Source organism: uncultured Nisaea sp., from assembly GCF_963974195.1.
Taxonomy (GTDB): Bacteria; Pseudomonadota; Alphaproteobacteria; order Thalassobaculales; family Thalassobaculaceae; genus Nisaea.
Genome location: NZ_CAXBDC010000058.1, coordinates 16297 through 29224 on the forward strand (window position 1 = coordinate 16297; position 12928 = coordinate 29224).

The window sequence follows — 12928 nt, forward strand, 5'->3', positions numbered from 1 at the left end:
CATGACGCCGGAAGCTGCAATCGGCGGAAACGCCCGTCCGGAGGCTGGTGTCCGGCAAGAGCTCTATCGCTCCATGCTGCGCACGCGCCGCGTCGAAGAAGCCATCGTCGACCGCTATGCCGAACAGGAAATGCGCTGTCCGGTACATATCTGCATCGGACAGGAGGCACCACCAACCGGTGTCTCCGCACACCTGCAGAAGCAGGACCATGTCTACAGCGCCCATCGCAGCCATGGCCATTACCTGGCCAAGGGCGGCGACATGCCCGCGATGATCGCGGAGATCTATGGCAAAGCCGACGGCTGTGCCGTTGGCAAGGGTGGCAGCCAGCACCTGATCGACCTGGATGCCGGTTTCATCTGCTCCGCGCCGATCCTCGCCAGCACGATCTCGGTCGGTGTCGGCGATGCCTGGGCTGCCCGGCGACGCGGTGAAGACCGTGTCATCGTGATTTATTTCGGCGATGGTTCCACCGAGGAAGGTGCCTTTCACGAGGCCCTGAACTTTGCCGGCGTGAACAAGCTGCCGATTGTCTTCGTCTGCGAGAACAATCTCTATTCCGTGCACACGTTGCTGGAGACCCGCCAGCCGGAGAACCAGACCGTGCGCCGCCTTGGCCCGCCAAACGGGATGGAAAGTTTCGACGGCGACGGTAACGACGTGGAAGAAGTCTGGCGGCTTGCGGAATATGCCGTGAACAAGGCCCGGAACGGCGGCGGCCCAACGTTGCTTGAATTCCACACCTACCGCTGGATGGAACATTGCGGCCCGCTTGATGATACCCATCTTGGCTATCGCAGCGTCGAGGAACTCGAAAGCTGGAAGGCCCGCTGTCCGGTCGACACTTATCGCGACCGGCTGATGGAAGATGGCTCTGTCGATCAGGCTTGGCTGGATGCCGAGGAAAAGACGCTTCATAGCGAGATCGAAGCCGCCTTCACCGCCGCCCAAAATAGCCCCTTCCCGAACGCGGAAGAACTCTTCCGCCACGTATATCCGGAATGACGAGCACCGCGCGATGACCCGGGAAATCAAATATTACGAAGCCCTGCGCGAAGCTCAGGCACAATGCCTTGAAAGCGACCGGGATGTTGTCGTCATGGGGCTCGGCGTGCCCGGCCCGACCGGGGTTTTCGGCACCACCAAAAACCTCGTGGACGATTACGGCCCGGACCGGGTTTTCGACATGCCGTCCTCCGAAAACGCCATGACCGGCATGCTGCTGGGGGCCAGCAGCAACGGCATGCGGCCGATCATGGTGCACATGCGGGTCGATTTCGCGGTGCTCTCCATGGAGCCGCTCGTCAATCAAGCAGCCAAATGGCACTACATGTATGGCGGCAAGATGCGGGCGCCACTGACAGTCCGGATGATCATCGGCCAGGGCTGGGGCCAGGGCCCGCAGCACTCACAGGCCCTGCAAGCCTGGTTCGCACATATTCCCGGCCTCAAGGTCATCATGCCGACGACTGCGCATGACGCGAAGGGCATGTTGATCGCTGCCGTACGCGACGATGCGCCAGTGATTTCGATAGAGCACCGCTGGCTCTACGGTGTCAGTGGTGCCGTGCCGGAAGAAATGTACGAAACGCCCATCGGCAAAGCGCGCGTCATGCGGCCCGGCAAGGACGTCACCATCGTGGCTGCATCCTATGCCAGCCTGCTGGCATTGCGGGCAGCGGAGATGCTGGCCGAAGTCGGAATCGATGCCGAGGTTCTGGACCTGCGCACCATCACGCCGCTGGACCGGCAGAGCATTGTCGAGAGCGTCCGCAAGACCGGTCGGCTCGTTGTTGCCGACACCGGCACCGCCGAGTTCGGCATCAGCGCTGAAATTGTCTGTGCCGCCGTCGAGGGCGCTTCGGAGAGCCTGAAGTCAGCACCGCGCCGGGTCGGCCTGCCCTCCGTGCCGACACCGACGTCACCGGCCTTGAGCGAGCATTTCTACCCTCGCGCCATTCATATCGCGGAAGCCGCAGCGGCAACCCTCGGGACCAGGCTCCAGTTCACGGAACCGGAGACCGGCAAGTGGCATGACGTGCCGGACCCGAGCTTTACCGGGCCTTACTGACCCTTACGAGATAATCGTCCAGGCCCAGTCACCCTGATATCCGGCTTCCTCGAAAAGCGCGAGCCAGCCATCCGGGTAATCATGGAACTCGGCCGTCAGCACCCAGTCCTCGAAGACGGCCTTCTGCTCCGGCGTGTGATACGAGTCCACACGGACGAAGGCCTTACCCTTGCCGATCCGGCTGATCTCGTGGAGAGCCCGGATCACGCCGTCCCGCTTCTGGTTGTGGATCACATCCAGTGCCAGCACGAGATCGAAGCTCCCGTCCGGGAATGGCAAAGCCTCACAATTCCCCAGATGCAGCCGCCCGATCACCTCCGGCGGGCAATGCTTCAGGGCGTACTCCGAGATATCAAGGCCGAACACTTCAAGTCCGGGACAAGCATCGAGCAGGTCCTTGACCAGGAACCCCTTCGCGCAGCCGACATCGAGCACCCGCATGCCGGGCTTCAGTCCGTAATGCGCGACGATATCCCGGGCGACCGGCTGCCACCGGCCGTCATAGCGGTAGCCGCCATAGCCATATTCCCGCGGCCCGTCGAAATAATGCTTACCGAACTCCTTGGAGAGCCGGACCACCTCCGGGTCTTTCCCGACAGTGCGCTGCTGCAAGTTCCGTTTGGTTTTCGGCAGCGCGCGCAGAAGGTCGACCTCAGGCATCGCCCATCCCGCTCGCCAGCGTCTTTTTCAGACCGTCTTCAAGCGGCGTGAACCGGAAGTCCGGAAAAGCACGGAGCACATTGGCCGGATCGAATGCCCGGTAGCCGTTATGAGGCATGGCGCCCTGCCGCGGTTGACCGATTACCACGCTTTTCGAACCTGACAGCCGGACCACAGTTTCCGCAATCGCCCGGAAGGCATGAACGTCACCGGTCGCGGCATTGATCACGCCGGTGCTGCGACGGAGCACCATACGCCGGACAAGGTCAGCGACATCGTCGACCAGAACATGATCCCGCCGCTCTTCGCCCTCGCCGAACAACCGGATCTCCTCGTTTGCAGAGGCAAGCCGCATGAAACGGTTCGGGCCATAGCCATTATGCGGGTCGGAGGCCCCGTAAATCAGGGTCGGCCGGATGATCCCGAGCGGCACATCGAGTTCCGCCGCAAGCGCGACTTCCCTGGCCAGATGCATGGCCCCATGCAGGCTGGCAGGCTCGGCGGCGGCGCTTTCCGACATCGGGTAGAGCACGTCGCGATAGACCGCGTCCGAGCTGACATTGATCAGATGCGCCGGCGTCTTCGCACGCAGAGCGTGGATGACATTTGCGACAATCGTCATGTTGTCGCGCAGCATGGCACTATTCCGAACCGGAGCCATGGCGGAAACAAAGACAACCGTATCGCCCGGCTCCAGCAGCCCGGCCAGCTTGTCAGTTGCGTCATCCGCAAGAAGATCGATATCGGACCGGCCTATGGAGGTGACCGCAACGCCCTCCTTTTCGAGCGCACCGACCACCGCGCCACCGACGAAGCCTGCCCCGCCGATAACCGCGACACGTCCCGGAAGTACATCGGTCTCATTCAGATGTTTAAGCATGTCAGTCAGTCCCCAATGATCGGCCGAGTACGAAATGTGCGAAACCCGCCCCGCGCGCAGCATCGCTGTCGAGCAGACCGTATGGGTCGACCACAGCGCGTCCCCGCATCGCCTCCGCAAGGACGTTGACATCCAGCTCCCGGAACTCCGGCCACGGTGTGGTCAGGAACAGCACATCGGCATCCCGGCAGGCCTCCAGAGCACTTTTGCAATGCGTCAGATCCGGCAGCACATCAGCTTTCACCACGGGGTCATACGTGGAGATCCCGGCATCGCCGCCTAGATTTTCGAGTAGGACCAGGGAGGGCGCATTCTTCAGGGAATGGGTGTTTTCCTTGTAGGCGAGGCCCAGTATGGCGAGGCGCGGAGAGTCGCCGAGCATCGGGCGGATCAGGTCCCTGTACGTCCTGAAAGGCCAGTCCTTGCGCCACGTACTGTTCGACACCCATGCCTCGACCACGCCCGCATCAGTCTCGTTCGCTTCGGCAAACCGGATAACCGTCGCGAGATCGCGCTCCAGGTTGCCGCCGGAAAGACCGAGGCCTGGCGTGAGGTAGGAGTATTGGCCTATTCGCCGGTCGAGTTTCAGCGCCGGGACAATCTCCGACCAGTCCGCGCCGATCCGCTCACACAGCTCGGCCAATGTGTTTGCCGTCGACACGGAGGCAACAAGGCAGCAGTTGATCGAGATCTTCGCCAGCTCCGCGCTCTCATACCGCATCGGCAGAATCGGGCAGTCAAATGCGCCGAGCAGTGCCGTATAGGCTTCCGGCAGCGGCAGCGCCGCATCGGCACAGCCGACGATATACCGCTCGGGATACCGCGCCCGCTCGATAGCACGACCGAAAACCAGCGTCTCGACCTGGTAAAAAAGACGGTCGGCCGGGAAATCCAGTGCACGCGTGAAACCCGGTGGCACCTGGCACAGAATGACCAGCAAGGCATCAGGCCCAAGCGCGGGAATGATCCGGTCCAATAGTGCCCGTATCCGGCTCAGGTCGGACTGGCCTTGGTCATCCGTCGGCACGTCGACGGAGATGTAGACGATATCGGCCCGTCCAAGATCGGAGACTTGAGCCGAGAAATTCAGACGCTCCTTATTCGCGGCAAGCATCTCCGGCAGATCAGGTTCCACCACGGGAAGTTCTTCCCGGCCAAGCCGATCAGCCTCTTCCACCGTTTCCGCGAACCCGATCACTTCAAAACCAAGATCCGCGACAGCGACAGCGGAGTTCAGGCCGAGATGGGTCATGCCGGCAAACCCGATCACGGGCTTTGTCACATCATTCGGCATTGTCTCACCCGACTCCCTGAATTTCCGAGGACAGGCGCCCGAGCGAACGATACAGCCACCGGTCATTTTCAAGATTGGATGCACCCTGGCCCGAGCAAAGCGCCTTGAAATGCGCGTATTCGGCTTCCCATGTCGGGTCGTCCTGAACCAGCGTTACCACCTCTTCCGGTGGCCTGCCGCTCGGCAGCACACGGCGGCGGTGGGTGAAGCTGGACGGGCCCCATTTGCAGAGCGATTCAATATGCGCCGTACCGAGCTCGGCGAACACATCACAAGTGAAGTGGTTCCGCCAGGACAACAGCGACATTTCAAGCTCGATCCGAGGACCTGCCCCATCCGAGGCGATGACCACATGATCCGGCGCCAAGTTTTCAAAACGGTCGGCCGAGACAATCCTGAAATCGTCGGCGATATCGCCGAACCAGAATCGTGCCGTGTCGAGCAAGTGACTACCGAGATCGGGCAGAACGCCCGCCCCCGTATCCCGCCATGCCGAATCACGTACGAGGCGCGCCGTACCGTTACCGTAAAACATCCGGCAGCGATAAATCTCACCCAAAGCGCCGGATGTGATCAGCGCGCGCATACGGACGAAATGCGGCTCGAAGCGGTGGTTATAGGCCGTATAACAAACCGCCCCCGACGAAGCGGCAAGCCCGGCGAGGACATCCGTCTCGGCCTCGTCGGAAAACCAGAGCGGCTTTTCCACCAGCACATGCTTGCCATTGCCGAGCAGATATTTCAGCAAGGTGAATTTAGGGTCGTCCGGGGTACAGACCAGCGCTGCGTCATAACTATCCAGCGGAACGCTTTCGAGAGTCCGGAAATCGGCTTCTTCATGAACAGGGTCCACAGTGCCAACACAATCGGCGCCCGCTACACGACGTCTTTTATGGCCTTGAATACCAAGGCCAACGACAAGGGCTCGCATGGCCGAAACTCCGTCCTAGCTCTCGAATTTGGCGCGTCGCTCGACGGCGGATATCTTCTTCAGAACATCCGCCGGAGTGACCGGAATATTACCGTCCTGCTCGCATTCGATGGCTGCCGCGAAAGAGCCGAGGATCGTCGCGATCGGCGCGCTACCCCGCGTCATCATGGCAAGGGTCGCGTAGGCAAGCAGAGCATCTCCCGCCCCCACCGCGTCTTCCACCCGGTCCACGAAACTGTCGACGACAAAGAAGGAATCGAGCGCTTCATGATCCGCGTTCCGGCAGGTCAGAACACCACGGTCCCCCAGTTTCAGAATCAGCGTCCGGCATTCCGCCACATCGTAGATCCGGGAGGCGAGTGGACGGATACCCGAATCCTGGTCCGCGATGCTGAACCGCGCCTCCCGCTCATTCGGGGTGATCAGATCGAAGCCCTTGAACTCGGTGATATTGCCCCAGCGGCTCGCCACCTGGCTGTCGGCGACCTTAAACAAATCGGGCTGGATCGCTTCGGTCAGGGACGGGATGGTGCGGCGGTTGAAGATGCCATGCCGGAAATCGCTGAAGACGACCGCACCTTCTTTCGTTTCCCGGATCTGCTCAACCAGGCGGTCGCGAATATCATCCGAGATACTGGAATTATCGAGCGTATCGATCTTCAGCAGCCGGTAGCCACCAGCAACAATGGCGTTCTTGTTGGTGGTTGGCCGGGTCGGGTCGATGATCGGTTTAAACTTGATGCCGGAACTTTCCAGATCGGCAATGACGAAATCCTTGTATTCGTCATCCCCAAGCACTGTAGAGAAGGTGACCTCCGCTCCGGCCGCAGCCAGATGCTTGGCAACAATCGCCGCGCCACCGATATAGTCGCGCTTGTTCTGATAGAGCACGCTGATCGTGGGCGTCTTCGTCTGGCCGCCAATCATCGAGGTTTCAGTATAGCTGTCGACAATCGTATCACCGATCACATGAACCTTCTGCCCGGCCATTGAACGCAGGGTGGAGGAGAGATCTTCAAAGCCAAACTCTTCCTGGCCCATCAGGGTCAGAAGCTTTTCCATCGGAATCTGTGGTGCTTCCAGATCGATTAGCCTAGAAGACGAATAGACAATATCGCCCGGGGTGAAGATAACTTCACCTCCATAAGATTGAACCGTGTCCAGTTCTTCCTGTGTCTTCGGCGGCAAGCCGTTTGCCGTATATTCATAACCCTTGGCAAAGAAATCCGGCTTGATCTCAAGCAAATTATCCAGCGGCTTGGGATTTTGGTCGATAACGACATAATCGACCATTTCAAATGCCGCAAGATTAAGCGCCCGCAATTGCTCGGGTACATGCGGACGATATACGCCTTTCGCAATGTGCCGGTCTGCTGTCAGGCTCGCGACGAGGATATCGGCCTTGCTCTTCGCGAAGACCAGATGACGCAGATGCCCCGGGTGCACCACATCAAACACCCCGTGGCACATGATCACTTTTTTCTCTCGTGGAAATCCTCCCACGATCTCTGCGACCTCGTCTGCGGTCTTGATCTTGTGCTTGTAACGGTCGGTGAATTCGGCACTCATATAAAGGTAAATCCCGGTCGTCTGGGCCACCCCGCAATTTTGAGCAGGGCGCACTTGTGGTTCGGTTCCCAAACCACTCTCGCAATCATTTACCTCCTGCTGCCTGAACACACTCGGAAGGCCGAGGTACAGAAGCGCTGCTTGAGGCTCTATAATGGTCATAAACGGCCCGTTTCAGGACCGCAATAGAGATCGCTGTTTGGCTGTAGCCGAAGTCGCGGCCACGATGCAAATGGTCAGATCCGGACTTGCCCCCATCCACCCGACGCTCTATCCAGAACACTTCGGCCCGGGACACTGACGTGACGGGCGCCCCGGAGATATCCGGGGCCGGATAGATCCAGCAAGGATATCCGCGGCGGCTCGTGGCCGGGATGGCACCATTCCCGCGCCCCCGTGCACGCGGCGGTGGGGGATGAGATGAGCGTTTCAGACAACAAGATTACCGGAAAACAGGGCGTGATGATCTGCGGGCATGGCAGCCGCGATCAGGCCGCCGTGGACGAGTTCGCGAAACTCGCGATCCGGATCAAGGAACAGATGCCGGACATGCCGGTGGATTACGGCTATCTGGAATTCGCCACACCGATTATCCGCACCGGTCTCGACGCGCTGAAGGCGCAGGGCGTGACGGATGTGCTGGCCGTGCCGGGCATGCTGTTTGCTGCGGGTCACGCCAAGAACGATATCCCGTCCGTGCTGAACACCTACCAGGCCCAGTCCGGCGGCATGAATATCCATTACGGGCGTGAACTTGGCATCGACGTGAAGATGATCCGCGCCGCCTCGGCCCGTGTCGAGGAAGCGCTGGCCGCTGCCGGCGACCATATCTCCCGGCATGAAACCATGCTGGTCGTGGTCGGTCGTGGCGCGTCGGACCCGGATGCCAACTCGAACGTCTCCAAGGTCATGCGGCTTCTCTGGGAAGGCATGGGCTTCGGCTGGGGCGAGACCGCCTATTCCGGTGTCACCTTCCCGCTGGTCGAACCTGCGCTCGAGCATGCCGCCAAGCTCGGCTACAAGCGCATCGTCGTGTTCCCCTATTTCCTCTTCACCGGCATTCTGATTACCCGGATTTATGATTACGTCGACAAGGTCGCGGCCCGGCATCCGGAGATCGAATTCGTCAAGGCACCGTACCTGAACGATCATCCGCTGGTGATCGAGACCTTCATGGACCGGGTCGCGGAGATCACCGACGGCACCGGCAACATGAACTGCCAGATGTGCAAGTACCGCCAGCAGGTGCTCGGCTTCGAGGACGAGGTCGGCCTGCCGCAGGAAAGCCATCACCATCACGTCGAGGGCATCAACGACAGCGGCGGCCATAGCCACGAACACGATCATGGACATTCCCACGATCACACGCACGGGCATTCCCATGACCACGGGCACGATCACAGCCACGGGCATGGTCATGATCACGGACATGGGCATGACCACCATCATCACCCCTATCCCCATGCGGACCATCCGCTCGGCCCGCGCACGCTGACCGATTCCTGATCCGGCCAGCCGTCATGACCGCGCCAACTTTCGAATACGAGAAAGACCCGGCCGCCATCTACCGGCGATCCTTCGAGATCGTCCGGGCGGAGACTGATCTTTCCCGCTTCGACGCCGACGAGACAGAGGTCGCCGTACGTCTTGTGCATGCCTGCGGCATGCCGGAGATCGCGCCCGATCTGGTTTTCTCGACCGGTGCGGTTGCGGCAGGACGGGCGGCACTTGCCTCGGGAGCGCCGATCATCTGTGACGCGGCCATGGTCGCCCATGGCGTAACACCGAAATTGCTGCCGGCGGGGAATGAGGTGATCAACCTGATCCGCGATCCGCGCCTGCCGGATCTGGCGAAGGCGGAGGGAACGACACTCTCCGCCGCCCAGGTAACGCTCTGGCAAGAGCACCTTGACGGTGCGGTGGTCTCCATCGGCAATGCACCGACGGCGCTGTTCCGGCTGATGGAGAGCATTCTTGCGGGTGGGCCGCGCCCGGCCGTCATTCTCGGTTTTCCGGTCGGGTTCGTCGGCGCGGCGGAATCGAAACAGGCACTGACGGTGACGGATAACCTGCCGCCCTTCCTCACCCTGCCGGACAGGCGCGGCGGCAGTGCCATGGCGGCGGCGGCGGTGAATGCTCTGGCGATCCTCGCCGGGAAGGATGCCGCCCGATGACGCGCGAGACACCCTGGCTGCGCGTGATCGGCATCGGCGAGGACGGGCTGGACGGCCTTGCCCCCACCGCCCGCGCTCTTGTGGACAGCGCCGAGGTGCTGATCGGCGGCGCCCGGCATCTTGCCATGGTGCCGGAGGACGGACGCGAACGGCATGAATGGCCCTCCCCGCTCAGCAAGCTGGTCGAAGCAATTATCGAAATGCGCGGCCGCCCGGTTGCGGTACTTGCAACCGGCGATCCGATGCAGTTCGGCATCGGCGCCACCCTTGCCAAGCATCTCCCGGCCAGTGAAATGGCGATCCATCCGGGACCATCCGCCTTCTCTCTCGCCGCCGCGCGACTGGCCTGGCCACTCTCCGAAGTACGGACACTGACCCTGCATGGCCGCCCGCTTGCCCTGCTCGCCGCCGCCCTGCAGCCGGGCCTGAAGCTGATGCTGCTGAGCGACGGGCGGGAGACACCGGGGCAGGTCGCGGCCTATCTCACCGGCGCCGGGTTCGGCGCCAGCACCATGAGCGTGTTCGAGCATATGGGCGGTGATGCGGAACGGCGGCTCGACGGCACGGCGGCGGACTGGCCGCACCCGCCCGGCGCCGATTTCAACACCATTGCCGTCGCGCTTTGCCGGCCTGCCAGACCTGCCGCCCTCGGCCCTACACCCGGCCTCGATGACGATCTCTACGAAAGCGACGGACAGTTGACCAAGCGCGAAGTCCGCGCGGCGACACTCTCCGCCCTGCGGCCGGGTCCGGGCCAGTTGCTCTGGGATGTCGGCGCAGGCTCCGGCTCCGTTGCCATCGAGTGGATGCGCTCCGATCCGCTGGCGAAGGCGGTCGCCATCGAGAGTAACCCGGAACGCATCGAAACCATCCGGCTCAATGCAGACGCCCTCGGGGTGCCGTTCCTCAGGATCGTGGAAGGCCGCGCACCGGAAGCGCTGTCCGGGCTTGAAGCGCCGGACGCGATCTTCATCGGCGGCGGGATCACCGGCGACAATGTGCTCGACGCCTGCTGGTCCGCGTTGAAACCCGGCGGGAAACTGGTCGCGAATGTTGTCACGCTGGAAGGCGAGGCCGCTTTGTTCGCGGCGCAAACGCGGCTCGGCGGACAGCTTTCCCGCATTGCTGTCTCCCGCGCGGAGCCTGTCGGCCCCTACCAGGGCTGGCGGCCATTGATGAGTGTCACCCAATGGGCCGTGACAAAGCCCGCAACGGACAAGGCGGAGTAACGGCATGACCGGTTTGCTGACAGGCATCGGCGTCGGGCCGGGCGATCCCGATCTGATCACGCTGAAGGCGCTGAAGCGGCTGCAGGCGGCGGATCTGATCTGCTATCCGGCGCCGGAGGATGGCGACAGCCTGGCACGCGAGATCGCCGCACCGCATATCCCGGAAGGCCGCGCGGAATACGCCATCCGCATGCCGATGGTGACCGCGCGGTTCCCGGCGGCTCAGGTCTATGACGCGGCCAGCCTGCATATCGGTGACGCGCTCGACGCGGGCCAGAATGTCGTCGTCTTGTGCGAGGGCGACCCGTTCTTCTACGGCTCCTTCATGTATCTCTATGAACGGCTGGCCCCGAAACACCGGGCCGAAGTGGTGCCGGGGATCTCCTCGCTGATGGCTTCCGCCGCCGCACTCGGCGCCCCCCTGGTCTCCCGCAATGACGTGCTGACGGTATTGCCTGCCCCCCTGCCGGACGACATCCTGCGCGCCCGGCTGGAAAACACGGACGGCGCCGTCATCATGAAGGTTGGCCGCCATCTTGAGCGGGTCCGTGCCTTGCTGACCGATCTCGGCCTGCTCGACGGCGCCCGCTATATCGAGCATGCGACGATGGACAACCAGCGCTGCCTGCCGCTTGCCGAAGTGGATGCGTCCGCCGCCCCCTATTTCTCCATGATCCTCCTGCATAAACGCGGTGAGGCCTTCCTTGAGGGAAGCCGCCTATGACAATCGTCGTCCTTTCCCCGTCCGGCCGCGAGACCGGTGAAAAACTCTCCAAGGCGCTTGAGATGGAGCTGCATGCCCGCAGCGCGCCCGCCGACCGGATCTTCATCGAGACAGCAGAGCATTTGCGCGATCTGTTCACCATCGGCTCGCCAATCCTGTTTGTCGGGGCGGCCGGGGCCGTCATCCGCATCCTGGCGCCGCTGCTGGCCGACAAGGAAGCGGAACCGCCGGTGCTGGCCATCGCCGAAGACGGCTCCGCAATCGTGCCTCTGCTCGGCGGCCATCACGGCGCCAACGATCTGGCCCGCCGGGCTGGTAACGCACTCGGCATCGCGCCATCGATCACCACCGCCAGCGACCTCAGTCTTGGCGTAGCGCTCGACAATCCGCCCACCGGCTGGCACCTCGCACCCGGCGCCGACTACAAAAGCGTCGCGGCGGCTCTGCTGGCCGGAGAGAGCGCCGCCATCGATCCGGCGCTGGACTGGCTGGCTGACGCAGAGCTAAAGCGGGACGATACGGCCGAGTGCCGGATCACAGCCTCCGTCAAAATCACCGCCACCGCACCTAAAAGCCTGACCTACCATCCCGAACGCCTGGCCCTCGGCGTCGGCTGCGAGCGTGATGCGGCGCCGGAAGAGCTGATCCGTCTGGTCGAGGAAACCCTGGCCGAAAACAATCTCGCCCGCGAGGCCATTGCCGCTGTCTATTCCATCGATGTGAAAATGGATGAAGCGGCAGTGCATGCCCTCGGCGCCCACCTGGGCCGCCCGGTCCGGTTCTTCGATGCGGCCCGGCTGGAAGAGGAAACCCCGCGCCTCGCCACGCCGTCGGACGTGGTGTTCCGGGAAGTCGGCTGCCATGGCGTCAGCGAAGGCGCGGCCCTCGCTGCTGCCGGGCCGGACGCGGCGCTGATCGTACCGAAACGGAAATCGAAACGGGCCACCTGCGCCATCGCCGGAGCTCCGGCGCTGATTAACGTCGCCTCCACCGGCACGGCGCGCGGCCAGCTCGCCCTGGTCGGCATCGGCCCCGGCGCGGATTACTGGCGCACGCCGGAAGCCGATGCGGCCATCCGCAATGCCGAGGTGATCGTCGGCTACGGTCTCTATATCGACCTGCTCGGCCCACTCGCGGCGGGCAAGGAGCGGCATGATTTTGCCCTTGGCGAGGAAGAGAAACGCGCCGCCTATGCACTCGATCTCGCGGCGGAAGGCAAGTCGGTGGTGCTGGTTTCCTCCGGCGATATCGGCATCTATGCCATGGCGACGCTGGTCTATGAGCTGCTGGACAAGGCAGGCCGGAAGGACTGGGAGCGGCTGCATGTCTGGGTCACGCCCGGTATTTCAGCCCTGCAGGCCTGCGCCGCCCGGATCGGCGCGCCACTCGGCCATG

The 12928-nt window shown here is 62.5% G+C and carries 12 protein-coding genes; 7 read left to right on the plus strand and 5 right to left on the minus strand.

Features of this window, described 5'->3' with window-relative positions:
* Window position 1 precedes the first annotated feature (1 nt).
* Together AAC126_RS13600 and AAC126_RS13605 are read left to right on the plus strand one after the other, a co-directional pair.
* The gene (locus tag AAC126_RS13600) at window positions 2-1006 is read left to right on the plus strand and encodes a thiamine pyrophosphate-dependent dehydrogenase E1 component subunit alpha (protein ID WP_339854193.1); all 1005 of its coding nucleotides are present in this window, start codon (window positions 2-4) and stop codon (window positions 1004-1006) included.
* A 13-nt stretch (window positions 1007-1019) separates the two neighbouring features.
* Window positions 1020-2072, plus strand: coding sequence for a transketolase C-terminal domain-containing protein (locus tag AAC126_RS13605; RefSeq protein WP_339854195.1), 1053 nt, complete (start codon window positions 1020-1022; stop codon window positions 2070-2072).
* 3 nt (window positions 2073-2075) lie between these two features.
* Here the strand turns inward: AAC126_RS13605 and AAC126_RS13610 are convergent, their stop codons facing one another.
* Genes AAC126_RS13610 through AAC126_RS13630 form a run of 5 tightly spaced genes read right to left on the minus strand, consistent with a single transcriptional unit; the run spans window position 2076 to window position 7406 of the window.
* Complete coding sequence (locus AAC126_RS13610; protein WP_339854197.1) at window positions 2076-2732, minus strand: class I SAM-dependent methyltransferase; 657 nt, start codon at window positions 2730-2732, stop codon at window positions 2076-2078.
* On the minus strand, window positions 2725-3612 hold the full coding sequence (locus AAC126_RS13615; RefSeq protein WP_339854198.1) for an NAD-dependent epimerase/dehydratase family protein: 888 nt from the start codon (window positions 3610-3612) through the stop codon (window positions 2725-2727). The genes AAC126_RS13610 and AAC126_RS13615 overlap by 8 nt, the downstream gene beginning before the upstream one ends.
* Window position 3613: 1 nt before the next feature.
* On the minus strand, window positions 3614-4906 hold the full coding sequence (locus tag AAC126_RS13620; RefSeq protein ID WP_339854200.1) for a UDP binding domain-containing protein: 1293 nt from the start codon (window positions 4904-4906) through the stop codon (window positions 3614-3616).
* 4 nt (window positions 4907-4910) lie between these two features.
* The gene (locus AAC126_RS13625; protein WP_339854201.1) at window positions 4911-5837 is read right to left on the minus strand and encodes a Gfo/Idh/MocA family oxidoreductase; all 927 of its coding nucleotides are present in this window, start codon (window positions 5835-5837) and stop codon (window positions 4911-4913) included.
* A 15-nt stretch (window positions 5838-5852) separates the two neighbouring features.
* Window positions 5853-7406 carry a PfkB family carbohydrate kinase gene (locus tag AAC126_RS13630; RefSeq protein WP_339854202.1) on the minus strand — a complete coding sequence of 518 codons (1554 nt, stop codon included), beginning with the start codon at window positions 7404-7406 and terminating at the stop codon, window positions 5853-5855.
* Between the two features lie 420 nt (window positions 7407-7826).
* Here AAC126_RS13630 and AAC126_RS13635 point away from each other — a divergent pair, with 420 nt between their 5' ends.
* The 5 genes from AAC126_RS13635 to AAC126_RS13655 form a co-directional block, all read left to right on the plus strand.
* Window positions 7827-8912 (plus strand): sirohydrochlorin chelatase, encoded by a 1086-nt coding sequence (locus AAC126_RS13635; protein ID WP_339854204.1) that lies wholly within the window; start codon window positions 7827-7829, stop codon window positions 8910-8912.
* A 14-nt stretch (window positions 8913-8926) separates the two neighbouring features.
* Window positions 8927-9580: a precorrin-8X methylmutase gene (locus AAC126_RS13640; protein ID WP_339854206.1), complete on the plus strand. Its 654-nt coding sequence runs from the start codon at window positions 8927-8929 to the stop codon at window positions 9578-9580.
* Window positions 9577-10809 carry a precorrin-6y C5,15-methyltransferase (decarboxylating) subunit CbiE gene (cbiE, locus tag AAC126_RS13645; RefSeq protein WP_339854208.1) on the plus strand — a complete coding sequence of 411 codons (1233 nt, stop codon included), beginning with the start codon at window positions 9577-9579 and terminating at the stop codon, window positions 10807-10809. Before AAC126_RS13640 ends, cbiE begins: the two co-directional genes overlap by 4 nt.
* 4 nt (window positions 10810-10813) lie before the next feature.
* On the plus strand, window positions 10814-11533 hold the full coding sequence (gene cobI / locus AAC126_RS13650; RefSeq protein ID WP_339854209.1) for a precorrin-2 C(20)-methyltransferase: 720 nt from the start codon (window positions 10814-10816) through the stop codon (window positions 11531-11533).
* Window positions 11530-12928: cobalamin biosynthesis protein (locus tag AAC126_RS13655; RefSeq protein WP_339854210.1), on the plus strand; the 1399-nt coding region annotated here is incomplete at its 3' end. The genes cobI and AAC126_RS13655, both read left to right, overlap by 4 nt.